Source organism: Luteitalea sp., assembly GCF_044337415.1.
Classification (GTDB): domain Bacteria; phylum Acidobacteriota; class Vicinamibacteria; order Vicinamibacterales; family Vicinamibacteraceae; genus Luteitalea.
The window spans coordinates 12,014-36,208 of record NZ_JBIINP010000031.1; the positions used below are offsets into that span (position 1 = coordinate 12,014).

The window sequence follows — 24,195 nt, forward strand, 5'->3', positions numbered from 1 at the left end:
AGCGTGATGGCAACCAGCGCGGCGCGGGGCGGGGACGCCGCCGCAGCCGACGCGCACCAGCGGCGGAAGGCCGGCCGGCGCAAACACGACATGATGGGGGTGCGGCCCGCCGGTTGTCCACTCCCGCCCGGCGCGGGTCAGCCCGCAGACGAGGCCCGTGCAAGCAACTGCGCCGCAGCCGCGTGCGGGTCGATCTCGCGACGCGCCACCTGACCGGCCAGCGCCTCGAACTCGCCGGGCGCGAGCACCGCGCCCTCGAGCCGCGCGAGAAACGCCCGGACCAGGAGATCGCGTACCCGCAGCGCCGCACGCTCACGGCGACGCGCCTCGGCCAGGGGCCCTGCCTGGGCCCGGAAGGCCTCGATGCTCGACGCGAGCGCCTCGACGCCCTCGCCCGAGGCGGCCGTCGTCCGCAGCACGGGGGGTTGCCACGTCCCGGCCTCCGCCGGCCGCAGCGCGAGCATGGCCTCGACGGCGGCGACGGCGCGGTCGGCGCCGTCACGGTCCGCCTTGTTGACCACGTACACGTCGGCGATCTCCATCAGGCCCGCCTTCAGGGCCTGCACATCGTCGCCCGTGCCGGGCACGAGCACCACCACGGAGACGTCGGCGGCACGCACGACGTCGACCTCGTCCTGGCCCACCCCCACGGTCTCCACGATGATGCGGTCGAAGCCCGCAGCATCGAGCACGACGGCGACGTCGCCCGTCGCGCGCGCCAGTCCGCCGAGGTGTCCGCGCGTCGCCATGCTGCGGATGAAGAGGCCGCGATCACCCGCGTGTTGCTGCATGCGGACGCGATCGCCGAGGAGGGCCCCGCCGGTGAACGGACTGGAGGGATCGACGGCGATGATGCCGACACGGTGCCCGGCGGCGCGCCAGACGCCGGCGAGGCGATCGACGAGCGTGCTCTTGCCGGCCCCCGGCGGTCCGGTGAGGCCGACGAGCCAACTGCGGCCGGCCAGCGGGTGCAGGGCCGCGATGAGCGGGGCGGCCTCGGGCGTCTCGTTCTCGACCAGCGAGATGGCGCGCGCCACCGCCCTCGGCTCGCCGGCGCGCACGCGTGCAATCAACTCGTCGCGGGTCACGCCAGCAGCTGCCGCGCGATGACGAGGCGCTGCACCTCGCTGGTGCCCTCGCCGATCGTGAGCAGCTTCACGTCGCGGAAGTACTTCTCGGCCGGGTAGTCCTTCACGAAACCGTAGCCACCGTGAATCTGCACGCACTCGTCGGCGGCGCGGACCGCCACCTCGCTCGCGTACAGCTTGGCCATCGACGACTCGCGCGTGGTGCGCGTCCCCTCGTCCTTCAGCGCGGCGGCACGGTACGTGAGCAGGCGGGCCGCATCGATCCGGGTCGCCAGGTCGGCCAGCTTCCAGCGGATGCCCTGGAACTCGGCGATGGGGCGGCCGAACTGCTCCCGCCGCTGCGCGTGGGTGCGCGCGGCCTCCCACGCACCCTGCGCCAGGCCAACCGAGAGCGCGGCAATGCCGATGCGCCCGGCGTCGAGCACCTGCAGCGTGTTCACGAACCCCTGCCCTTCGTCGCCGAGCAGGGCGTCGGCGCCGACGCGGCAGTCCTCGAGCAGGACCTCGCTCGTCTCGCTGGCGCGCATGCCGAGCTTGTCTTCCTTGCGCCCCGCTCGCAGGCCGGGGGTGCCGGAGGGCATCACGAAGGCCGAGATGCCGCGGCTGCCCCGCGCGCGATCGGTGACGGCCATCACGACGTAGACGCCCGCGATGTTGCCGTGCGTGATGAACGTCTTCGATCCGGAGAGCACCCAGCCGTCGCCGTCGCGACGCGCCGCCGTTCGCATCGAGGCCGCGTCGCTGCCCGCGCCCGGTTCGGTGAGCCCCCACGCCCCGAGGACCTCGCCGCGGGCGAGCGGACCGAGGAAGCGCGCCTGCTGCGCCGGCGTGCCGAACATGTGCAGGTGTGCCGCCGCCAGCCCGTTGTGCGCCGCCACGCTCAGCGCGATCGCCGGATCGACGCGCGCCAGTTCCTCGATGCAGATGCAGTAGTCGACGGCCGACATCCCGGAGCCTCCGACGTCGTCCGGGAACTGGATCCCCATCAACCCGAGGTCGGCCAGCTTCGGGAGGAGCGCCATCGGGAAGTGCTGCGACTCGTCCCAGGCGCGCACGTGGGGACGAAGCTCGCGTTCGGCGAACTCCCGGACGCTGTCACGAAGCACGCGCTGATCGGCGGTGAGGTGGAGGTCCATCGGGAACGGCAGTCGGCAGTCGGGTGTCGGCAGTCGGGTCTGTTCTGACCCGATGGTAGCGCACCGTGAGTACGTGGCTGCCGCTCGCCGGAGGCGCGCGCACGGCCGGGCTCGGCCATAATCCGCCCATGACGACGCGCATGCGCCTCGGCCTGCTCGCCGCGGTGTGCTGGCTCGGGACGGTCTCACCGGCCGTGGCCGACCTCACGATCTTCGCGGGCCTGCAGAACGCGCCCGCGCTCCGGCCGACGACGGGCATCGCGCTGGGGTTCGGACTGCTGATCGTGGGCTGGGAAGTGGAGGTGACACGCGTGGCGCAGGCTGTCGACGACCTGGCCCCCTCGCTGGCCGTCGGGACCGCGAGCGTGTACGTGCAGAACCCCATCCCCGTCAGCGGCGTGCAGTTCTACGGCATCGCCGGCGCAGGGCTGTACCGCGAGCGTTTCGAGAACGTGTACGAACGCACCGACATGCATGCCGCGCTCGGCGGCGGCGCGAAGATCGAGTTGGCAGGTCCCCTGAAGCTCCGCCTCGACTACCGCTACTTCCGCTTCCGCGACGCGCGCGCCGCCAACGCGCACCGGGCCTACGCGGGCCTCACGCTCGCGTTCTGAAGGAGTCGTGGCGGCACAGCCACGTCAACCACGGGATGGGCTGCGGGCGACGGGCGGCAGGCAGCCTGCCCCGCCGACCGCCGACTGCCGACTGCCGACTGCCGACTCCCGACTGCCGACTGCCGTCTACCGGACGTTGATGAGGTAGGTGTTCCCCGAGGGATTGGCCGGGTCCAGCGCCCCCTCGAGCTGCTTCTTGAGCGCCGTGGCCTGCTCCGGCAGGACGGCGTCGATGAGCGCGTCGAAGCCCGATCGGTCGGCATCGCCGGTGAGTGCCGCGATCTGGAGGAAGTACATCAGCTTGCCGTCGTGCGCGGGAAGCGCGGACCGGTGGATGCGCAGATCGCGCGCCTGCGCCTGCCGGACCTCCTGCGGGCTGCGCGCCAGCGCCTCGCGCACCTCCCGCGCGAGCGCCTCGAACTGCGGCCCCTTGTCGGGCATGACGCTGTAGATCACCAGCCACATGTCACCCGGGCCGGCCTGCGCCACGCCGGGCGCCACGGCGGCGGGCGCTTGAGGCGGCGGGGCTTGTGTCGGCGACACACCCGCCAGCGCGACGGCCAGCACCAACGCGAAGGTCATGGCTTGGGTGCGGGGGCCGGGCTGGCGCCGGCAGCGACGGGCGCGAGCACGACGGTGAGGTTCGACGCCTGGACGGTCGCCTGCACGTGCGCGTCGCGGAACTGCTCGTAGAGCTGGGCGGCCTCGGCCGGGGCCGCTTCGGCCAGGAGCCGGGGCACGTCGTACTCGGCGTTGGCCACCACGGGATCGAGCAGCGAGACGTACAACACGCTGCCGTCGCCGAGCGGCGTCGCCTGCTTCAGCACGCGCCATCCCGCGCCCTGCCGGCGCCGCACCTCGTTGCCCGAGACGGCCAGCAGGTCGCGCAGGCGCGTCATGACCGACTCGAAGTCGGCCGTCTTGTCGGCCTTGATGGCGTGGAAGACCATGCCGGCCGGGCCGGCCATCGGCAGCGCCGCGGGCACGGCGGGCACGGTGGGCTGCCCGGCAGCCTCTGCCGGGGGCGCCGGGGCGGGCGCCTGCGCGTCGACGAGCGCCGCGGCCGCCACAACCAGGGAGAGCGTGAGGACGATGGTGCGCATTCAGCACGAAGACCCCGGCCGGCGCTCGCGCACCGCCGGGGTCCCGGAAAGACGTTCTCGAAACGGCCTACTGGCCGAGGGTCATCACGTTGGCCAGCGGCACGGCGGCGTTCAGGCCCTTGTCGTTGATGTACGACTGGAGCTGATCGACGAGCGTCTTGGCCTCGGTCGGGAACACCTCGAACAGGAGCATGCCCGGGCTGTACTCCTGGCCCTTGGAAATCGGGCTGACGATGAGCACGTAGTTGATCGTGCCGTCGGCCGCCGGCGAGGTCGACTTCATCAGGCGCATGCCCGCCGCCTGCGTCTTGCGCTCGGCGTTGGTGCTCTTGGCCATCGCCTCCTTGACGCGCGTGAAGAACTCCTCGAACTTGGCGCCGCTGTCGCCCTTGACGGCGTAGAACCACACCACGGCGTCGGCGTTGTCGAACGTCAACTGGGGCTTGGCCGGGGCGGCCGGTTGCGCCGCGTCCTGGGCCCGGGCGGGCGTGCTCACGGCGAGACCGAACATCAGAACGGCGGCACCCAGGGCCACCCGCGCACCCGCACCACGTACGGCCCGCGCCTCCATCAACGAACGCATAGCGACTTCCTCCGACTCCGAAAACAAGGGGTGGTGAATCCGGCGGCTACTGTACCGTAAGTGGGCCCCCGGGGAAAAACTCATCACACGAACACCTGCATCACTTCGTTGGCGAGGAGCATGCCACGGCGGGTCAGGCGAATCCGTCCCGGCTCGCGCAGGAGCAAGCCCGCCTCCACGGCCGGGGCCAGCGCCTCCCCGTAGCGAGTCCAGAGATCCTGCCCGAAACGTGCGTGGTACGCATCGGGATCTAGACCTTCGGACAGCCGCAACCCCATGAACAGGGCCTCGGCCAGGCGTGTCTCCTGGTCGAGGTGCCGCGCCTCGGCCACCGGGTCCGCCCCCGCCTTCACGCGGTCCACGTAGGCGCGCGTGTCGGCGACGTGCTTCCATCGCCGGCCGTCGCGCGAGCCGTGCGCGCCACACCCGAATGCCAGCCAGCCCGTGTCGCGCCAGTACTTGAGATTGTGCCGGCACTCCCGCCCCGGGCGGGCCACGTTCGAGATTTCGTACTGCGCCAACCCGGCCGCGCCAAGCCGATCCATGGCCTGCTCGTACATGTCGGCCGCGTCATCGTCTGGCGTCTGCGACCACTGCTCCCGTGCCATCAGTTCCTGCAGGGGCGCGTTCGGGTAGAGCTCGAGGAGGTAGAGGGATGCGTGATCGACGCCTGTAGCAATCAGTCCTTCTACAGACGTCATCCACTGCGCCACGGTCTGACCGGGCAGCCACATCATCAGGTCGAGGCTGACGTTGTCGAAGCCGGCCGCGCGTGCCTCGGCGACGGCCGCACGAGCGCGCTCGGCGCCGTGCAAACGCCCGAGGCGCCTCAACTCGTCGTCGCGGAAGGATTGCACGCCGAACGACAGCCGGGTCACCCCCGCGGCGCGGAAACCGGCCAGGCGCCGCTCGTCCACCGTCTCGGGGTTGGCCTCCATCGTCACCTCGGTGCCCGGGGCCACGCGGAAGGCCCCACGGCAGGCGTCGATGACACGCGCGATCTCTGCGGGCTCGAGCAGCGAGGGCGTCCCGCCGCCGAAGTAGATCGTGTCGATGGGGTCGCCACGCCCCTCGCGTTCGATGTGGACGGCGAGGGCATCGACGTAGGCCGCCTTCAGGGCCTCGTCGAGGAGTCCGCGGTTGAAGTTGCAGTAATGGCAGATGGCGCTGCAGAACGGGATGTGGACGTACAGGCCGAGCGGTTCGCGCTCCACGGTCAGCGGCGCGTGCCGGCGCGGCCGCCCGGCCACTTGAGGTCGGGCGCGGCGATGCCGGGGGCGCGGTCCCCTTCGCGCAGCTTGGCCCGCATCGGGGCGCTGGCCTTGGCCGGCAGCCGCGTGGCGCCGGGCTTCTGCCGCATGCGCCACAAGGCCACGAGGTCGTCCTGCCCGCCGTTGGGCGGCAGTTCGCGGTAGTCGGCGCCGTCGAGGTCGAGGAACTCGCACATCTCGTGGAGGCGCGACCGCATGCGGAAGCCGATGCGGTACAGCAGCGACTCCGGCATCGACGGATCCGGGTCGTCGACGTAGTTGGACGTGAACAGCGTGAGCCGGCGCTCGCTGTAGCGCGTGTTGACGATGAGGTTCAGCGTCTCGTCGACCCACTCCGAGGCCTTCTCCGCGCCGAGGTCGTCGAGCACCAGCACGTCGGCCGTCATCACGGGGCGCAGCACGTCGCGCTCGGACTCGCGCACGAGCGGGTCGTAGGTGCTGCGGATGATGCGCAGCAGCTCGCGCGTGTCGTAGAAGACGCCGCGCGCGCCCTTCTGCTCGACCAGCGTGCGCAGCACGGCGACGGCGAGGTGCGTCTTGCCGACGCCCGGCGGCCCGAGCAGGAAGAGACCGCGGTCGGTGACGGGATAGCGCTGCACGAGCGCCCGCGCGCACGACAACGCGCGCTCGAGCGACTCGTTGCCGTAGGTGAGGAACGCCCCGAAGTCGCAGTGCTGGTAGCGCCGCGGGATGCGCGAGTCGACGCGGCGCCGCGACGCGGCCTGCTGGCGCCAGCAGTCGCAGCGCGTGACGCGGCGTTCACCGTCGCGCACGACCGTCTTCCATCCCGTTCCAGAGCAGATCGCGCAGGCCACGTCCAAGGGATCGGCATGATAGCGCGAAGGCCGCGCGAGGGCAGCCGAACGCGCGGCGAAGGTGGCCTCAGGACTCGGGATCGGCCGATGGCGGCGTGCCGGCAGGCGGGACGATGGCCCCGGGCGCACTCTTGACCATGGCGGTGGACAGCCGCTGCTCCCAGTCGCCGAGGCCGCGCACCATTTCCTGCTTGACGTACGCCATGAACTCGTTCACCTCGTTCTGCATCTGCGCCATGCGCTCGCGCAGGTTGAGGATGATCTCGACACCGGCGAGATTGACGCCGAGCTCGCGCGTCAGCGTGAGGATGGTCTCGAGCCGCTCGAGATCCTCGTCCGAGTAGAGGCGCGTGTTGCCATCGGTGCGCGACGGGCGCAGCAGGCCCTCGCGCTCGTAGAGGCGCAGCGTCTGCGGATGGATGTTGTAGCGCTGCGCGACGGCGCTGATCATGTAGAGCGCCTTGCCTGGGCGTCGGGTCGACATCACTCGGCCTGCGTCGGTCGGCCTGCGACCGGAGAATGCTCGGGCGCCACCGTCGCGTCGTCGCCACGCGCGGCGCCCTGCGGCTCGCCATACCATGCTGCCCGCACGTCCTCGGGATGGAGGCGTGCGAACTCCTGCATCAACCCGCGTGCCCGGGCATCGATCACCGGCGGGAGCACGAGCACCACGTCGAGCACCAGGTCGCCACGCACGCCCGTGCGCCGCGACGGCACGCCGCGCTCACGCAGCCGCAGGCGCTGCCCGGACTGGATGCCGGCCGGCACCCGTACGGTGACGGGCCCCTCGGGGCTCGGCACCGCGACGCGCACGCCGAGCACGGCCTCGTGCACGGCGACCGGCAGCGTCATGTGCAGGTCGTCGCCGACGCGCCGCACCCGCGGGTCCTCGGCGACACGCACGCGGATGCGCAGGTCGCCCGGAGGCCCACCGCGCACGCCGGCATGCCCCGCGCCGGGCTGCACGAGTTCATCGCCGTCCTCGATGCCCGGGGGCAGCGTGACCTCGACGCTCGAGGCGGTGGGGTGATGGCCGTGGCCATGGCAGCCATGACACGCGCGCAGCGTGACCACGCCGCGCCCGTCGCAGGCCTCGCACGGACGCACGAACACCATGTGCCCGCGCCCGAGGCGCTGCTGGCCGGTGCCGCCACACGGGCGACACGGCGTGGGCGGCGCGTCGAGGCGGCCGTGGCCGCCGCACATGGGACAGGCCACCCGGCGCGTGATGTCGAGGCGCCGCGTGCCCCCACGCAGGACGTCCATCAGCGTCAGCGAGAGGGTGGCGAACAGGTCGACGCCGCGCACCGCCGCGGCGTCGAGCTGCCCCGCCGCCTGGCGGAACACGTCGACGAACAGGTCACCGAACGTCGACGCATCCGCGCCCTGCACGGCCAGCGAGAAGTCGAAGCCGGCAAACGCGGCGGGCGCCGCCGGCGGCGACGACGGCGCGCCGCTCGCGTCGTAGGCGCGGCGGCGCGCCGGGTCCACCAGCAACTCGAACGCGGCGGTGATGGCGGCGTAGTGCCGTGCCGCCTCCGCGTTGCCGGGATTGAGGTCGGGGTGCCAGCGCCGCGCCAGGCGGCGGTAGGCCCGCCGCACCTGCGCCTCCGTGGCGCCCGCCCCGAGTCCCAGCAGCTCGTAGGGGGTCACGGCTTACTTCTCGTCGACCACCTCGGCATCGATCACCTCGCCGTCGACGGGCGCATCACTGCCCGCCTGACCCGAGGGGCCCGCGCCGGGCGTCCCGGCCTGCGCCTGGCGGTAGAGCGCCTCGGCGGCCTTGCCCTGCACCTGCATCAGCGCGTCCACGGCGCTGGTGATGGCTGCCGCGTCGTCGCCCTCGAGCGCCTTGCGCACGGCGGCGACCGCGTCGGTGACCGGCTGCTTCTCGGCGTCGGTCAGCTTGTCGCCCGCGTCGGCGAGCATGCGCTCGGCCTGGTAGGCGGCCTGCTCGGCCTTGTTGCGCGTCTCGATCTGCTCACGACGCTTGCGGTCCTCCTCGGCGTGGAGCTCGGCGTCCTTCATCATCTTGTCGACCTCGTCCTTGCTGAGGCCGCTGGAGCCGGTGATGGTGATCTTCTGCTCCTTGCCGGTCGCGCGATCCTTGGCCGACACGTTCACCACGCCGTTGGCGTCGATGTCGAACGTGACCTCGATCTGCGGCACGCCGCGCGGCGCCGGCGGGATGCCGTCGAGGTGGAACTTGCCGAGGCTCTTGTTGTCGCGCGCCATCTGGCGCTCGCCCTGGAGCACGTGCACCTCCACGCTCGGCTGCTGGTCGGACGCCGTCGAGAACACCTCGCTCTTGCGCGTCGGGATCGTGGTGTTGCGATCGATGAGGCGCGTCATGATGCCGCCGAGCGTCTCGATGCCGAGCGACAGCGGCGTCACGTCGAGCAGCAGGAGGTCCTTGACTTCGCCCGTGAGCACGCCGGCCTGGACCGCCGCGCCGATGGCGACGACCTCGTCCGGGTTGACGCTCTTGTTCGGCTCCTTGCCGAAGAGCTCCTTCACCAGCTGCTGCACGCGCGGCACGCGCGTCGAGCCACCGACCAGCACCACTTCCTGAACCTCGGACGGCTGCAGGCCCGCGTCCTTGAGGGCCTGGCGCGTCGGCCCGAGGGCGCGCTGGAGGAGGTCCTCCACGAGCGACTCGAACTTGGCACGCGTCAGCTGCAGCGAGAGGTGCTTGGCGCCAGACGCATCGGCCGTGATGAACGGCAGGCTGATGTCGGTCTGCATGGTGCTCGAGAGCTCGATCTTGGCCTTCTCGGCCGCCTCGCGCAGGCGCTGGAGCGCCATGCGGTCCTTCGAGAGATCGATGCCTTCCTGCTTCTTGAACTCGGCGATGATCCACTCGATCACGCGCTGGTCGAGGTTGTCGCCGCCCAGGTGCGTGTCGCCGTTGGTCGACTTGACCTCGACCACGCCCTCACCCACCTCGAGGATCGAGATGTCGAAGGTGCCGCCGCCGAAGTCGAACACGGCGATGGTCTGGTCACCCTTCTTGTCGAGCCCGTACGCGAGCGCCGCGGCGGTCGGCTCGTTGACGATGCGACGCACCTCGAGGCCCGCGATGCGGCCGGCCTCGATGGTGGCCTGGCGCTGCGCGTCGTTGAAGTACGCGGGGACGGTGATGACGGCCTGCGTGACCGACTGCCCGAGATACTCCTCGGCGGCCTGCTTCAGCTTCTGCAGCACCATCGCCGAGACCTGCGGCGGTGCCCACTTCGTGCCACCCGCATCGATGCGCACATCGTCGCCTTCCTTGACGACGTGGTACGGCACCAGCTTCATCTCGTCGCTGACTTCCTCGAAGCGACGGCCCATGAAGCGCTTGATCGAGTAGACGGTGTTCTCGGCGTTGGTCGCGGCCTGGCGCTTGGCCACCTGCCCGACCAGGCGCTCGCCCGACTTGGTGAAGGCGACCACCGACGGCGTCAGCCGGCTGCCTTCGGGATTGGTGATGACGGTGGGTTCGCCACCTTCCATGACGGCGACGACCGAGTTGGTCGTCCCGAGGTCGATTCCGATCACTTTACTCATGACGTCAGCCCCTCTGCGTAAGCAATGGACTGGACCTCGGGGGATCTCCCTTGGCAGCCCTTCATAATGTCGGCATCATAAAACCTGCGCGAGCTTGTGTCAACTGAGGTGGTAATCTGAAATCGGACATTCGAAATTCAGGGGGCTCGCCTCGCTTCGCTCGGCGTTGCCTGCGAGAGCTTTCGAGGCCGTGGCGAGCGCAGCGAGACCGGCCGCTGAATTTCGAATGTCCAATTTCGAATTGCCACCGCGTTCGTGGACCCGGTCCCGTCCGTTGGTTGAGAAAGAGGGTCCAAAGACCCGAGGCTCTCGCTATCGGCGCCGGTGCCGAAAGGATTGGTCATGCGCATCCCGTGGGTGGTTGGTTCTCTGGTCGTCGCGCTCCTGTTCGGAGGGCCGCGTGATGCGCAGGCGCGCCAGGGCGCGTCGCCCGTCGAGTCCTCGCCGCCGGCCAGTCAGGCCACCGAGCCGCCGCCGCACCTGGTGCGGGTCGAGGGTCCGGACCTGCAGGTGCTGCGAGAGGGCGCACCGATACCGCTGGTGGCGGGCGACCCCGTGCTGTTCGGCGATCGGCTCGACACCGGCTCGGCGTATGCGCAAGTGCTGTGGGGAGACGGCAGCCGCATCGCGGCCGATCGCGGTGCCCGCCTCGAAGCGCTCTCGCCGGACCTGCTGGCGCTCACAGCCGGGCGCGTCCTGGTGACCCGCCCGGCCTCCTCATCCGCGGCCCTGCGTCTCGACACGCCCGCCGGGTCGCTCCACCTCGCCGCGGGCGGCGAGTACCGCATCGAGGTCGACGACGCACGAACGACGGTCGGGGTGGTGCGGGGTCGTGTGGACATCCAGACGGGGATGGGCGACCAGCTCGTGGCCCCGGGCCAACAGGTCAGCCTGCGCGACGGCGTGGCACCCGAGTCGCCGCGCCCGTTCAATGCCGCCGGGTACGACAGCTTCGTGCAGTGGGCCCAGCAGCCGCCCTCGACGCCGGCGGCCGGCGCGCCGCTCGACACCTTTGCCGATCCCAGGTTCGAAGCCTATAGCGACGTCTTCAACCGGTACGGCGCCTGGGAGACCGACCCGCGGGTCGGCCCCGTGTGGTACCCGGTCGTTGGCGCGGAGTGGCGCCCCTATACCGACGGCTACTGGCAGGAGTACGGTCCGCAGGACGCCTGGCTGTGGGTGGCGCGCGACCCGTGGGGTTGGCCGACGCACCACTTCGGACGCTGGGACGTCGATCCGCGCGGACGGTGGTACTGGATGCCCGGGCGTCAGTGGGCGCCGGCCTGGGTCTCCTGGAGCGTCGGCCCGGGCTATGTGGGCTGGACGCCGCTGGGGCCACAGGATCGGCCGGTGCGGCCGTGGGGCGACTTCGGGCAGGGGCGAGGCGTGTACGGCGGCGGCACGCTCGATCCGGCACGGGCCTGGACGGTGATCCCCTCGGACCGCTTCGGCCAACGCGATCGACTCGGGGCGTACGCGGTGGATCCGCGCACGCTCAGCGACATCTCGGCGTTCGTGACCCAACGCGTGGGCCCGCGACTGCGCGCGACCACGCCCCGCGGCGGCGTTTACGGCGGCGTCGGCCCTGGCGGGGGCATCGGCCCGGCCGGCAACCCCTACGGTGGTCCCGGAGGCACCACGCTGTATGGCCCCGGCGGCTACTACGGCGGTGTGCGGTCGCGCACCGGCGACGACACCACGCGCGACCTGCGCGACGGCATCGGGCCGACTCGCGTCGGCCCCGAATCGCCGGGCTACGGCGGTCCCACGCCGCCGCCGGAGGATCCCTACGAGCGCGCCCAGCGTGCGGTGACGCCGCGCGGCCGTCCGCGGACGCCGCCCCCCGCCGCCGCCCCACCGGCGGCGACGCCCGAGTCCGCCCCCAGGCCTCGGACACCACCCGAGCCTCCCCCTGCGGCACCGGCGCCCACCCCGCCAGCCACGCCACCAACGGCAGACGCGCCGCCCAGCGAGGCTCCACCCGCCACGCCCCCGCGGGCCAGCGGCGCCACCACGGGCCGACGGGCGGTACCGCGACCTTGAATGCCGCGATGCTGCGATGCCGAAGGCCGGGTACCGGGTACCGGGTACTTGAGCCTTGGCGCCTGGCTCGGCGCAGTGCCCTTTTGCCTTCGCCCTTGTCCCTTCCCCTGAGCCCTGAGCCTTGAGCCCTGAGCCCTGAGACTGAGCCGTGCCTTGCCGCATTCCCGGCATTCCCAGCATCGCGGCATTACCATGTTCTGAGTGGCTACCTACGTCGTCCGTGTCGCGCGCCAGGCGACGGTCTTCCTGCTCTTCCTGCTGACCATCGTCCTCGGCGCGGTGAGCGGCGTGCTGTTCGCCTTTGCCGGGGACCTGCCGCAGATCTCGGCGCTCGACGACTACGCGCCGAGCACGATCACCCGCATCCATGCCAGCAACGGCGAGGTCGTCGGCGAGTTCGCCACGCAGCGCCGCACCGTGGTCACCTACGACGAGATCTCGCCGCTCCTGCGGCAGGCCATCGTCGCGGCCGAGGACAAGGACTTCGACAAGCACGTCGGGCTCAGCGTGCCCCGCATCCTCGCGGCGCTGGCCAAGGACATCCTCGAGCGGCGCAAGGCCGGCGGCGCGAGCACGATCACGCAGCAGCTGGCGCGTAACCTCTTCCTGACGTTCGAGAAGACCTGGGAGCGCAAGATCAAGGAGGCGATCCTCGCCATCCAGATCGAGAAGCGGTACACGAAGCGGGAAATCCTGACGATGTACTGCAACACGATCTACTTCGGGCACGGGGCCTACGGGGTCGAGGCCGCGTCGCGCCTCTACTTCGGCAAGCCCGCCAAGGCGCTGGTGCTCGAGGAAGCGGCCCTCATCGCCGGCATCATCCAGGGCAACGTCAGGCAGAGCCCCTACATCAACCCCGAGGCCGCGGCGCGCCGGCGCAACTACGCGCTGCAGCGCATGGCCGAGGAAGGCTTCATCTCGCAGGACGAGGCGCGCAAGGCCATCGCCGCGCCGATCCGGACCGCCGGGCTGCCCACGCAGCACTACTCCCCTGCGCCGTACTTCGTCGAGGAAGTGCGACAGCAGCTCGAGGCGCGCTTCGGCGCCAAGCAGCTGTACGAAAACGGGCTGTCGGTGCAGACGAGCCTCGACCTGCCCCTCCAACTGGCCGCCACGCGCGCGCTCCAGCACGGCCTGCGGCGACTCGACCAGCGCCGGGGCTTCCGTGAGCCGTCCAACCTGCTCGCGGCCGGCGCCGACCTCGACGCGTACCGGCACCCGCGCTGGCAGGGCCCCATGGTGGTGGGCGACGTGGTGCCTGCCGTGGTGACCGGCACCACGGCCACCGAAATCCAGGCCCGCGCCGGACGGCTCGACGTGCGCATTCCCAAGGCCGGCTTCGACTGGACGGGCAAGGCCACCGCCTCGGCGCTGGTGGCCCGCGGCGACCTCGTGCAGGTGCTGCTCGAGCAGGTGGAAGAAGGCGGGCACACGGCCACCGGCCGGCTCGACCAGGAGCCCGAACTGCAGGGCGCCGTGGTGGCGCTCGACAACCGGACGGGCCGGATCCTGGCGATGTCGGGCGGCTTCGACTTCGATCGCAGCAAGTTCAACCGCGCCATCCAGGCGTCGCGCCAGCTCGGGTCGACCTTCAAGCTCGTGGTGTACACGGCGGCAATCGACCGCGGTTACACACCCGCGAGCACGCTGCTCGATGCGCCCGTGTCGTTCCCCGGCGGCGCCGGGTCACCGGCCTACGCGCCGATGAACTACGACCGCACCTTCCAGGGGCCGATCTCGCTGCGCCGCGCGCTCGAGCAGTCGCGCAACGTGCCCACGGTGCGGCTCATGAACGCGCTGGGCCCGAAGCAGGTGATCCAGTACGCCAAGAAGCTCGGCTTCACCTCGACCATCCCGCCCTACCTCTCGAGCGCCCTCGGCGCCGGAGAAGCGACGCTGCTCGAGATCACGAACGCCTTCTCGCTCTTCCCGAACCAGGGCGTGCGCATGACGCCGTACCAGATCATCAGGGTGACCGATCGCGACGGCAACGCGCTCGAGGAGAACCGGCCGGTGCCGACCGAGGCCATTCGCGCCGACACGGCCTACGTGATGACCAGCCTGCTGCAGGGCGTCGTGCAGCACGGGACGGCCGCCCGTGCGGCGGCGCTGCAGTGGCCGCTCGGCGGCAAGACCGGCACCACCGACGACTTCACCGACGCGTGGTTCATCGGCTTCGATCCCGACATCACCATCGGGGTCTGGGTGGGGTTCGACACCAAGCGGCCGATCGGGCAGGGGCAGAGCGGTTCGGTGGCGGCGTTGCCGATCTGGATCGACGTGATGCAGCACTGGGTCGAGCGGCAGCGCAAGGCGCTCAAGGCCGTGCCCGAGTTCCCGGCCCCGGGCAACATCGTGTTCGCCACCAGCGAGACGGGCGACAAGGAAGCATTCATCGCGGGCACCGAGCCCGGCGCGGAGATTCGCTGACGCGAATCGCCTGGCCGGGCTCAGCGCCCGCGTCATGCCGCGATGCTGCGATGCCGGGAATGTCGAGGGGCGGTCATGCCCCCCGCGGTCTCGGCATTTTGCGGCATCTACTCGTCGTCAGCCGTCGGAACCCCGAGCGTGCCGGTGGCCTTGGCCATCAGGTAGGTCTTGATGAAGCTGTCGATGTCGCCGTCGAGCACGCGGGTGACGTCGCCTTCCTGGTACTTGGTGCGGTGGTCCTTCACCATCTGGTACGGGTGCAGGACGTAGCTGCGGATCTGGCTGCCGAAGGCAATCGCCTGCTTCTCGCCGCCGAGGCGATCGAGCTCGGCCTGCTGCTCCTTCAGCTTCATGTCGTACAGGCGTGAGCGCAGCACCTTCATCGCCACGTCCTTGTTCTTGTGCTGCGAACGCTCGTTCTGGCACGACACGACGATGCCCGTCGGCAGGTGCGTGATGCGCACAGCCGAGTCGGTCACGTTGACGTGCTGGCCGCCCGCGCCGCTCGATCGGTAGGTGTCGATGCGCAGGTCCTTCTCGTCGATCGTGATGTCCACGTCGTCGGGCAACTCGGGCCAGACGTAGAGCGAGGCGAACGACGTGTGCCGGCGCGCCGCCTGATCGAAGGGCGAGATGCGCACGAGGCGGTGCACGCCGGCCTCGGCGGCCAGCAGGCCGTACGCGTACTCGCCGGTGATGGTGACCGTCGCGCTCTTGATGCCGGCCTCGTCGCCCGGCTGCGCCTCGATCAGCTCCTTCTTGAAGCCCCGACGCTCGGCCCAGCGCAGGTACATGCGCAGGATCATCTCGGCCCAGTCCTGCGACTCGGTGCCGCCGGCGCCCGGGTGGACGGTGATGATGGCGTTCTTGACGTCATGCTCGCCGCCGAGCATCTTCTTGACCTCGCCGGCCTCGACCTCCACCTGCAGGTCGTCGAGCCCGCGCACGAGGTCGGCCGAGACGTCCTCGCCGCCGTCGAGCCACTCGCGCAGCACGGCGAGGTCCTCGCCCCGCTGGCGGAGCGATTTCAGCAGCGTGACGTCTTCATCGAGCCGCCGGCGACGCTGGAGCACCTTCTGCGCTTCGGCCTGGTTGTTCCAGAAGTCGGGGTGACTGGCCTGGGCCTCGAGTCGCGCGAGTTCCTGTTCCGGGCGAGCGGCGTCAAAGATACCTCCCGAGTTCGACGGCCCGTCTCAGCAGGTCGTCCAGCCGCTTGTACGCCTCTTCCTTCACGAACGCCACGGGGATTCCTCCGGGCGGCTCGGTGCTGCGCACCTCGCGCCCTCCGTTGTCAATGCTGCGATGCCGCGATGCCGAGAATGTCGCACGCTCACGCGCGATGACGACGCGACAGGCGCTCCCACCAGGGCAAGACCAGCAGGGCGACGGTCACGAGCATACATGCCCAGGCGAGGGTGTCGCCGAGGCGCGTGTAGACGGTGAGCCCGTCCAGCCAGCGCACCTCGCCCGCCCAGATGCCCGTTTCGAAGAGCGGCGACTGCACCACCACCCGACCGTACGGATCGACGATGGCGCTGATGCCGGTATTGGCGGCGCGCACCAGGTAGCGGCCGTTCTCGACGGCCCGGACACGCGCCTGCTGGAAATGCTGGTATGGCGCCGCCGAGGTGCCGTACCACGCGTCGTTGGTGATCGTGGCGAGCAGTTGGCTTCCCTGCCGCACCGCGTCGCGTGCCAGCGCCGGAAACACCGCTTCATAGCAGACCGCCACCGACAGTCGGTGCGACCCGACGGGCAACAGGGTGAGCCGCTGCCCGGCACTGAAGTCCGAGAAACCCTCGACCAGCGAGTCGGCAAAGAACAGCAGCCATCGCACCGGGATGTACTCGCCAAACGGCACGAGGTGCATCTTGCGGTAGCTGCCCCGGATCTCGCCCTGCGCGTCCATCACGAACGCCGCGTTGTAGAACTCCGAGGGCCCGACCACTTCATCGCTGCCGAACACGACGGGCACACCCGCCGACACCAGCCGCGCCCGCATGATCTCGGCGTATTCGGCGTCGCGATTCCAGACGAACGGCGTCGACGACTCCGGCCACACCACGAGGTCCACACCGCGACGCGCTGCCTCGGCCGTCAGGTGCGTGTAGCGCTCGAGAATCGCATCGCGATGGGCGGGGTCCCACTTCTGCCCCTGCGGGACGTTGCCTTGCACGAGCGCGACGCGCGATGTCGGGCCCGCCAGCAGGGCCCCACTCCGCACGCGCGCGCTGCCCCACACGACGGCGACGCCGACAACGGCCAGGCACGCCGCGGCGAGCACGACGCGAGCCCGCTGCCGACCGCGGTCGGGGGTCACCAGCAGCGCGATCGCCGCCGACGGCAGGGCGACGAGCCCCGACAGGCCGTAGATGCCGACGACACTCGCGGCCTGGAGCGGGGCCAGCGTGTCGGACTGGCTGTAGCCGAGGAGCACCCACGGGAAGCCCGTGAACAGCGTGCCCCGGAGCCACTCGGTGCCCACCCAGATGGCCGGTGCGAGCACGAGCGCGGGCGTGCCGCCGCGGACCAGGGCGGCGGTCAAGGCGAGGCTGAACAGCGCGGGGTACACGGCGAGATAGCCGATCAACAGGCCTGCCAGCAGCCAGGCCAGCGCCGCGTTCAGGCCCCCGAAGATGGCCAGCACGTCCGACGTCCACGACACCGTGCCGGCAAACATCACCAGGCCGGTGACCAGGCCGAGCAGGAACGGGCGCGGGCCACGGGGCGCAGGCCGTCGTGCCGTGCGGGCCACGGCCACGCAGAGGGGGCCGAGCGCCACCCAGCCGAGGGGCGCGAGGGCGGGTGTGGGCATGCTCAAGGCGAGCAGCACGCCCGACAGCAGGGCTAGCGCGTAATCCAGGGCTTGAACTTCTCTTCCGTCTGCAGGCGCCGCATGATCTTGTCGGCCTCCTGCCGCTGGAGGTCACGGCCCACGCGGACCTTGAACACGGCCTGGCCACCCGTGGGCGCCACCACGTAGGCCTTGTAGCCCCGGGCCTGCAGGCGCTGGGCGATGGCGTCGGCCTCGGGCTTGTTCTTGAGCGCGGTGACCTGCACCGTGAAGCCGCCGTCCTCGGCAGACGGCGGAGGTGCCGGAGGCGCCGCAGGGGCCGCAGCCTTCGCCTCTGCCACGGCAGGCGCGACCGGAGCTGGCGCTGGCGGCGGAACCGGCTTGGCCCCCTCGGTCGCCGGCGGCGCGGCAGGCTCGAGCGCATCCGCGGCACCGGCCTTGACCGGGGCGGGCGTGCCGTCCTGCTGCAGATCCTGGGGATAGGTCAGGCCGGGGACCTTCGTCGGCCCCTCGGACGAGGGCGCGGTGCTCGCTTCCTCCTCCGGGACCGTCGTGGCGGTGTCGGCCACCGATCCATCGACCACGCTGGTCGCATCTGGGCCGCCGCGCGGCCGCTGGACACCGCGGCCGACGAGGACGCCGCACAGGAAAATGACGATGGAGACGACGGTCGTCGCCATGAAGAGGAAGACCAGCTGCTTGCCGCTCAGCTGAATCTCGTGGAAGCCGTCGTCGTGGATATCGTGGGCCATGCGTGCACCCAGGGCGCGCGCGTCGGGCTGGGAGGCCGCAGGAGCGCACCGGCTGGCGGACGTGCAAGTGTGTTGACGTCCAGACCGCGGGGACAGCCTGCCCCGGCAAAACCCGCCAGTCTGGTCAGCGTCGCAGTGTACTACGGCTTGCCGGGCGGCGTGGCGCGGACGCGCGCCGCCAGCGCCTTCGCCTCGGTGGACTCGGGCGCCAGCTGCAGCGCGCGATCCGCGTGGGGCGCGGCGGCGACCGGGTCTCCCGACGACAACAGCGCCTCGGCGAGCAGGAGGCGCGCCTGCAGGCTCTCGGCGCTCCACAGCGAAATCTTGAGTGACTCGATGGCGTCGCGCAGGCGACCGCTCCGGACGAGCACCCGTCCGAGGGCGAGGTGGGTCTCGGCGTCGTAGGGCGACAGGTAGAGCGACTTCCTGAACTCGGCGATGGCCTCGCGGTCCTGCTGCTGCTCGGCGAGCCGCTGGCCACGGTCGTAATGGAAACGTGCCAGCTGCTGGTACTCCTGCTGTGTCGCCGTGACCAGGGCGGGGTCGACGCGCACCGGCATGCTCTCGGCCTCGCTGAGGCGCTCGAGCCCTCGCGGCACACCGCCGATGCCGTCCTCACGGGGACGCTTCTCCCACTCGTCGAAGCGCGACGCCAGTTGGCGCGCCAGGTCCCGTTCGCGCGACGCCTCCGCAGAACTGGAGGCCCCTTGCAGGGCGGCGGCGAGCACGAAATGGGCCTCGCCGTCCGCAGGACGACGACGGACCATCTCGCGCAACCAGTAGATCGCGGCCGGGCCGTCCTTGTCCAACCAGTAGGCGTAGCCGAGGTTGAACACGTGGTCGGCCGATTCGGGCGCCGCTTCCGTCGCCTTGGTGAAGTACCAGGCCGGCTTGCCGGTCTGGGCCGTCACCGATGCGCGACGCGCCTGGATGACGCCCAGGTTGTTGTAGACCGCGGCCGTCGGCGACTCATCCAGCAGCACCTTGAAGGCGCCGAAGGCGTCGTCCCACCGCTTGAGGTGGATGAGCGACAGGCCCGCGGCGAACCGTGCGCGACGGCTCGCGCGCGACGTCGCGGGCACGGCCTGCGCCGCGGCCAGGGCGCGGGTGTGCTGCTCTTCCTCGGTGCAGACCTCCCAGATCGCCAGGTGCGCCGGCGCGTACCCGGGAGCGCCCTTGACGGCCTGCTCCAGGAAGCGGAGTTGCGTGGCCGGCGTTTCGGCGACCAGCCCCTTCACGAATGCCTCGAAGACCTCCAGGGAGGGCGTCGCCTCCGACGACACCGGGGGCGCGCCCGGGGGGACGCCGGCAATGGCGGCGGCCACGCGCGCGGCAATCGCGAAGACGTCCCGCAGCGGGCCCTGCTCCCGGATCTCCGGGAATCCGCGCCCCGCCTCCACCTGCACCACCCGCACGGCGAGGGTGAGGGTTTCGCCGGTGATGTCGACGCTGCCGGTGACCAGGTCCCGCACGCCCATGACCTGAGCGGCGCGAAGCAGCGTGGCGCGCGACAGTTCCCCGTCGCCGGGCAACTCGAGGGCGTCGAAGGCGGCCACACGATCGGTGCGTGCCACGGCCGGTCTGCCCACGGCCTGCAGGGCGTCTCCAATCAGCAGGGCGGCGCCCTCGCCCAGCCACAGCGTGCGCGGGTCGCCGCCGGTGGGCCGGAGCGGCATCACCAGCACGGTCGGCTGGGCGGCGGGGCCCTGCGCCGCCGCCGGGACGGCCACCAGGAGGAGCAGGAGGCAGGCACGCAGCCAGCGAGCGATCACGCGCCCTCCTCTTTCGGCTGCAGGGCGACCACGCAGGTGTCGCCGCCCTGGGCGCGGCAGGAGTCGACGCCGCCGGCGTAGCGCACCGAGTCCTGGGCGACCAGGGCTTCGAGGAATGCGACGTAGTAGCGGCACTGGGCGCCCGCGGCGTGATCGCGCTGGTTGCAGAAGATCGAGCCGGTGATCGCGAGTTGGAGCCGACGCCGCCGGACGCGCACGCGCACCTTCGTGCCGCGGTAGGCATGCTCGAAGTGTCGCTTCGCCTGCTTGCCGACCTGCCTGAGCCGCAGGGTCACGGGCAGGAAGTGCCCGGCGCGGCGCACCGACCAGCCCTGCCCCTCCAGCCACCACTCGGCGGCGTACATGGCCGCCTGGGTCATCACCACGTCGTAGGTGCCCCCGTCCTCGTGCCGCAGGAAGCTCAGGACGGCCGAGACGGGCGCGAGATTGACGGCATCCTCCCGCCAGCCGCGCGGCCGGAGGTAGCTCTCGTAGAACTCCAGCCGCATCGGGAGCAGGTCCGCGATGGCCTGATGGAGGGCTGCCGCGAGCAGCCGGTCGATTTTCGCCTCACTCATTTTCTGGTAACGTTTTCGCAGTGAGTGGGCGTCCGGACGGCCTGGCCGGTCAGTGGACCGGCGTGGTCCTGGCCGGGGGCCGCAGCCGGCGGTTCGGGGGCGTGGACAAGACGCGCCTGCCCCTGGGCGGCCGCACGTTGCTGGCGAGGGCGCTCGACACGCTGGCCCCGCTGACGACGACCTGCCTCGTGGTGGGGGGCGCGCCGGTGGCGGGCATCCCGCAGGTACCCGACGAGGCGCCCGGGCACGGACCGCTCGGCGGGCTCCTGACGGCGCTCGACGCCATCGCCACGCCGCATGCCCTGATCCTCGCGGTCGACCTGCCCTTCATCCCCGGCTCCCTGCTCGGCGAGGTGCAGCGCGCTGGCGCGGAGGCCGCCGTGGCGCTCGTGCGGGCGCCCGACGGACGGATGCCGTTGTGCCTGGCGATCCGGCGAGACGTGGCGCCGGTCCTGCGTGAGTGGTTCGAACGGGGAACGCGCCGCGTGCGGGCGCTGGAGGACGTGGCGCCGTGCGCATGGGTCGCCGCCGAAGCGGTGGCCATGACGGGCGCCCTGTGGAACATCAACGATCCGCTTACCTATGCGCGGGCGCTCGAGATGGCGGAGCACGACTGCCCGGCATGCTAACCCACTGATCTGACCGAGTCAAACCGATGATCCTGCCTCTGCAGCAGGCCGTGCGAGCGGCGCTACGCGACACGCTGACAACACTTTACGGCGCCGATGCCGTTCCGGCGACCCTCGTCGTCGAGACGCCGCCGAGCCGTGCCCTCGGCGACCTCGCCCTGCCCTGCGCGTTCGAGCTGGCCCGCGTGCTGCGCAAGGCGCCCCGCGCAATCGCCCAGGAGATCGTCGCCGCGCTGCCGCCGATCCCCGGGGTGCGCAGCGTCCAGGCGGTCGGTGGCGGCTACATCAACGTGCACCTCGACCGCGCGGCCTTCCTGCGCGGCCACCTCGGCCAGCCCGCCGCCTCCGCCGCGCAGGCCCGCGCCAAGACGATCGTCGAGCACACGGCCATCAACCCGAACAAGGCCGCCCACATCGGCCACCTGCGCAACGCCATCCTCGGCGACACGGTCGGCCGACTGCTCCGCTTCCTCGGCACGCCCGTCGAGATCCAGAACTACATCGACGACACCGGCGTGCAGGTCGCCGACGTGGTGGTCGGCTTCGAGCAGCTCGAGGGCCGGAGCCTCGACGAGGTCCGCACGCTGGCGGCCGGCGAGAAGTTCGACTACCTGTGCTGGGACCTCTACGCGCGCGTCACCGAGTGGTACGACGCCGACAAGGCGCGCCTCGAAATCCGGGCGCGCACGCTGCACGCGATCGAGCACGGCGAGGGCACGAGCGCGGCGATGGGCGCCGTGATCGCGGAGGCGATCGTCCGCTGCCACCTGCGCACGATGGGGCGCCTCGGCATCGATTACGACCTGCTCTCGTGGGAAGGCGACATCCTCCGCCTGCAGTTCTGGGCCACCGCCTTCGAGATCCTGAAGAAGAACGGCACCGTCTACCTGCAGTCCGAGGGCAAGCTGAAGGGCTGCTGGGTGATGGAGATCGACGAGGACGTCGACGGCGCGATCGCCCGAGGCGAACCAATAGACGAGGAGGCAGCGGAGAGTGGTTTCGTTTCGCGCGAGAAGGTGATCGTGCGCTCGAACGGCACCGTCACCTACGTCGGCAAGGACATCGCCAACCAGTTCTGGAAGTTCGGATTGCTCGGCAAGGACTTCGCCTACCGTCGCTTTGGCACGCGCCTCGACGGCCTCACGCTCTGGGCTACCACGACTGAGGGTGGCGAAGCGGGACACCCGACCTTCGGGCAGGCCGGCACGGTCATCAACGTGATTGACACGCGCCAGTCCTACCTCCAGAAACTGCTCCAGCAGGCGCTCGCCATCATGGGGCACTGGACGCAGGCCGAGCGGTCGATCCACTTCTCGTACGAGATGGTCGCACTCTCGCACAAGACGGCGCGTGAGCTGGGGTACGAGGCTGACAGCGACGGCAAGCCGTTCGTCGAGGTCTCCGGGCGCAAGGGCCTGGGCGTGAAGGCCGACGACCTGCTCGACCGGCTCATCGACAAGGCGTTCGAGGAAGTCCGCAAGCGCAACGCCGACCAGCCCGAGGCCGAGGCGCGGCAGACGGCCGAGGCCATCGCCATCGCAGCCGTCCGCTACTTCATGGTGAAGTTCTCGCGCACCAAGATCATCGCCTTCGACATCGACGAGGCGCTGAGCTTCGAGGGCGAGAGCGGCCCGTACCTGCAGTACGCGGCCGTGCGCTCCGGCAACATCCTCGCCAAGCTGCGCGACCGCGAGCAGGTGGACGAGGCGGCGCTCGTCGCGCGCCTGACCGGCCTGCCCGACGCGCACCTGGTCGAGGGAGGCGAGGAGGCCGACGCGTTGTGGGACCTCGTGCTGGCGTGTGCGCGGCTCGACGAGACCGTCGACGCCGCCGTGCGCACGCTCGAGCCCTCCGTGGTCGCCAAGTACGCGTTCGGCCTCGCGCAGGCGTTCAGCGGCTTCTACCACAAGTGCCCGATCCTCTCGGAAGAACGCGAGGACGTGCGGCTGTGGCGTGCCGCGGCCGTGAGCTACTTCCGCCAGCAGATGACCCGCACCCTCGACCTCATGGGCGCCGTCGTGCCGGGGCGCATGTGAGCACGCGTCCCCGCATCACCTACGTGCAGTGCAGCCGCAACGACGACTACCTGAAGTCGCTCGCGGCCGTCGACGTCGACGTGCACGCCGTCGCTCCCGAGGGGGACGTGGCCCGCGCCCTCCTGGGCGCCGATGGCGTCGTCCTGTCGGGGGGCCACGATGTGGACCCCGCGCTCTACGGCGAGACGCTGCACCCGACCTGCAGCCTGGCGGGCGACGCCCGCGACGCCTTCGAGATGGAAGTGGCCCGGCGCTGCCTGCGCGACGGCATCCCCCTGCTCGCCATCTGTCGCGGCATGCAGGTGCTCAATGTCGCCGCCGGCGGCTCGCTGATCCAGGACCTGCCCTCGCAGGTGCCGGTCGCGCTCCCCCACGGGGTCGACGACACGCTCACGACCATGGCGCACGGGCTGGAGGTCCTCCCCGACACCCTGCTGGCGCGAGCCGTGTCTGCAGGCATGGCAACGCAGGTGAACAGCCGCCATCACCAGGCCGCGAAGGTGATCGGCCAGGGCTTGATCGTCGCCGCGCACGCGCCCGACGGGATCGTCGAGGCCCTCGAGGCGCCGGCCTCGCCGTTCTGCGTGGGCGTCCAGTGGCATCCGGAGAACTTCTGGAAGACGGGCGAGTTCCTGCCGCTGTTCCGACTGTTCGCGCTGGCCTCCGAGCGCAAGTCGCTGGCGCACGCGTGACCTGAGCCTCGACGCCGATCGGTTCGTGGCGGTCGAACTTCAGTTCGACCGGAGGGGCCGACAGGGAGGCCCACGGGCGACAGGCGGCCTGTCGCCTGAGGCCCGTCGCCTACCGCTGCGTGAGCACCACCAACGTCTCGACGTGTGCCGTCGCAGGGAACATGTCGAAGACGGTGACAGCGTCGATCGCGAACCCCGCGTCGACAAGCACCCGCAGGTCGCGCGCGAGCGTGGCGGGGTCGCACGACACGTACACCACGCGCGACGGGCGCGCGTCGGCGATCGCCGACAGCGCCACCGGCGACAG

21 protein-coding genes and 1 pseudogene are annotated in these 24,195 nt (G+C 71.1%); 6 read left to right on the top strand and 16 right to left on the bottom strand.

Annotation, left to right across the window (positions count from 1 at the left end; genetic code table 11):
- Positions 1–137 precede the first annotated feature (137 nt).
- Together meaB and ACIRDX_RS07775 are read right to left on the bottom strand one after the other, a co-directional pair.
- Positions 138–1,088 (bottom strand): methylmalonyl Co-A mutase-associated GTPase MeaB, encoded by a 951-nt coding sequence (meaB, locus tag ACIRDX_RS07770; RefSeq protein WP_396624841.1) that lies wholly within the window; start codon positions 1,086–1,088, stop codon positions 138–140.
- Complete coding sequence (locus ACIRDX_RS07775) at positions 1,085–2,224, bottom strand: acyl-CoA dehydrogenase family protein (RefSeq protein ID WP_396624842.1); 1,140 nt, start codon at positions 2,222–2,224, stop codon at positions 1,085–1,087. The genes meaB and ACIRDX_RS07775 overlap by 4 nt, the downstream gene beginning before the upstream one ends.
- A gap of 128 nt (positions 2,225–2,352) precedes the next feature.
- Between ACIRDX_RS07775 and ACIRDX_RS07780 the strand changes: the two genes are divergently transcribed.
- The gene (locus ACIRDX_RS07780; RefSeq protein WP_396624843.1) at positions 2,353–2,838 is read left to right on the top strand and encodes a hypothetical protein; all 486 of its coding nucleotides are present in this window, start codon (positions 2,353–2,355) and stop codon (positions 2,836–2,838) included.
- Between the two features lie 126 nt (positions 2,839–2,964).
- Here ACIRDX_RS07780 and ACIRDX_RS07785 read toward each other — a convergent pair whose 3' ends face one another.
- From ACIRDX_RS07785 to dnaK, 8 genes are all read right to left on the bottom strand, one after another.
- The gene (locus tag ACIRDX_RS07785) at positions 2,965–3,420 is read right to left on the bottom strand and encodes a hypothetical protein (RefSeq protein ID WP_396624844.1); all 456 of its coding nucleotides are present in this window, start codon (positions 3,418–3,420) and stop codon (positions 2,965–2,967) included.
- On the bottom strand, positions 3,417–3,941 hold the full coding sequence (locus tag ACIRDX_RS07790; protein WP_396624845.1) for a hypothetical protein: 525 nt from the start codon (positions 3,939–3,941) through the stop codon (positions 3,417–3,419). Before ACIRDX_RS07790 ends, ACIRDX_RS07785 begins: the two co-directional genes overlap by 4 nt.
- 67 nt (positions 3,942–4,008) lie before the next feature.
- Positions 4,009–4,524 (bottom strand): hypothetical protein, encoded by a 516-nt coding sequence (locus ACIRDX_RS07795; RefSeq protein ID WP_396624846.1) that lies wholly within the window; start codon positions 4,522–4,524, stop codon positions 4,009–4,011.
- An 83-nt stretch (positions 4,525–4,607) separates the two neighbouring features.
- Complete coding sequence (gene hemW / locus ACIRDX_RS07800) at positions 4,608–5,738, bottom strand: radical SAM family heme chaperone HemW (RefSeq protein WP_396624847.1); 1,131 nt, start codon at positions 5,736–5,738, stop codon at positions 4,608–4,610.
- A gap of 2 nt (positions 5,739–5,740) precedes the next feature.
- Entirely contained in the window at positions 5,741–6,610 is an 870-nt protein-coding gene (locus tag ACIRDX_RS07805; protein ID WP_396624860.1) for an ATP-binding protein, read from the bottom strand.
- A gap of 67 nt (positions 6,611–6,677) precedes the next feature.
- The gene (locus ACIRDX_RS07810; protein WP_396624848.1) at positions 6,678–7,094 is read right to left on the bottom strand and encodes a heat shock protein transcriptional repressor HspR; all 417 of its coding nucleotides are present in this window, start codon (positions 7,092–7,094) and stop codon (positions 6,678–6,680) included.
- The gene (locus ACIRDX_RS07815; protein WP_396624849.1) at positions 7,094–8,263 is read right to left on the bottom strand and encodes a DnaJ C-terminal domain-containing protein; all 1,170 of its coding nucleotides are present in this window, start codon (positions 8,261–8,263) and stop codon (positions 7,094–7,096) included. Before ACIRDX_RS07815 ends, ACIRDX_RS07810 begins: the two co-directional genes overlap by 1 nt.
- Positions 8,264–8,266: 3 nt before the next feature.
- Complete coding sequence (dnaK, locus tag ACIRDX_RS07820) at positions 8,267–10,159, bottom strand: molecular chaperone DnaK (RefSeq protein ID WP_396624850.1); 1,893 nt, start codon at positions 10,157–10,159, stop codon at positions 8,267–8,269.
- A gap of 342 nt (positions 10,160–10,501) precedes the next feature.
- On the opposite strand from dnaK, the gene ACIRDX_RS07825 reads away from it, so the two are divergent.
- The gene (locus ACIRDX_RS07825) at positions 10,502–12,202 is read left to right on the top strand and encodes a DUF6600 domain-containing protein (protein ID WP_396624851.1); all 1,701 of its coding nucleotides are present in this window, start codon (positions 10,502–10,504) and stop codon (positions 12,200–12,202) included.
- A gap of 201 nt (positions 12,203–12,403) precedes the next feature.
- Complete coding sequence (locus tag ACIRDX_RS07830; protein ID WP_396624852.1) at positions 12,404–14,635, top strand: penicillin-binding protein 1A; 2,232 nt, start codon at positions 12,404–12,406, stop codon at positions 14,633–14,635.
- A 107-nt stretch (positions 14,636–14,742) separates the two neighbouring features.
- Here the strand turns inward: ACIRDX_RS07830 and prfB are convergent.
- The 5 genes from prfB to ACIRDX_RS07855 all read right to left on the bottom strand — a co-directional run bounded on the left by prfB (position 14,743) and on the right by ACIRDX_RS07855 (position 20,531).
- A protein-coding gene (gene prfB, locus ACIRDX_RS07835) for a peptide chain release factor 2 (protein WP_396624861.1) occupies positions 14,743–15,868 on the bottom strand; the annotation gives its coding sequence in 2 pieces (ribosomal slippage) (positions 14,743–15,798 and positions 15,800–15,868; 1,125 coding nt in all).
- Positions 15,869–15,965: 97 nt separating this feature from the next.
- Complete coding sequence (lnt, locus tag ACIRDX_RS07840; protein ID WP_396624853.1) at positions 15,966–17,468, bottom strand: apolipoprotein N-acyltransferase; 1,503 nt, start codon at positions 17,466–17,468, stop codon at positions 15,966–15,968.
- A 14-nt stretch (positions 17,469–17,482) separates the two neighbouring features.
- Positions 17,483–18,181 carry an SPOR domain-containing protein gene (locus ACIRDX_RS07845; RefSeq protein WP_396624854.1) on the bottom strand — a complete coding sequence of 233 codons (699 nt, stop codon included), beginning with the start codon at positions 18,179–18,181 and terminating at the stop codon, positions 17,483–17,485.
- Between the two features lie 140 nt (positions 18,182–18,321).
- Positions 18,322–19,953 (bottom strand): tetratricopeptide repeat protein, encoded by a 1,632-nt coding sequence (locus tag ACIRDX_RS07850; RefSeq protein WP_396624855.1) that lies wholly within the window; start codon positions 19,951–19,953, stop codon positions 18,322–18,324.
- A complete protein-coding gene (locus ACIRDX_RS07855; RefSeq protein WP_396624856.1) occupies positions 19,950–20,531 on the bottom strand; it encodes a hypothetical protein in 582 nt (193 codons plus the stop codon). The genes ACIRDX_RS07850 and ACIRDX_RS07855 overlap by 4 nt, the downstream gene beginning before the upstream one ends.
- A gap of 20 nt (positions 20,532–20,551) precedes the next feature.
- On the opposite strand from ACIRDX_RS07855, the gene ACIRDX_RS07860 reads away from it, so the two are divergent.
- Genes ACIRDX_RS07860 through ACIRDX_RS07870 form a run of 3 tightly spaced genes read left to right on the top strand, consistent with a single transcriptional unit; the run spans position 20,552 to position 23,888 of the window.
- Entirely contained in the window at positions 20,552–21,160 is a 609-nt protein-coding gene (locus ACIRDX_RS07860; protein WP_396624857.1) for a molybdenum cofactor guanylyltransferase, read from the top strand.
- A gap of 26 nt (positions 21,161–21,186) precedes the next feature.
- Positions 21,187–23,196 carry an arginine--tRNA ligase gene (locus ACIRDX_RS07865; protein WP_396624858.1) on the top strand — a complete coding sequence of 670 codons (2,010 nt, stop codon included), beginning with the start codon at positions 21,187–21,189 and terminating at the stop codon, positions 23,194–23,196.
- Positions 23,193–23,888, top strand: a complete 696-nt coding sequence (locus ACIRDX_RS07870) for a gamma-glutamyl-gamma-aminobutyrate hydrolase family protein (protein ID WP_396624859.1) — start codon at positions 23,193–23,195, stop codon at positions 23,886–23,888. The genes ACIRDX_RS07865 and ACIRDX_RS07870 overlap by 4 nt, the downstream gene beginning before the upstream one ends.
- Before the next feature lie 109 nt (positions 23,889–23,997).
- Here the strand turns inward: ACIRDX_RS07870 and ACIRDX_RS07875 are convergent.
- Positions 23,998–24,195 (bottom strand): annotated as a pseudogene (locus tag ACIRDX_RS07875) (23S rRNA (uracil(1939)-C(5))-methyltransferase RlmD); the annotation flags it as partial.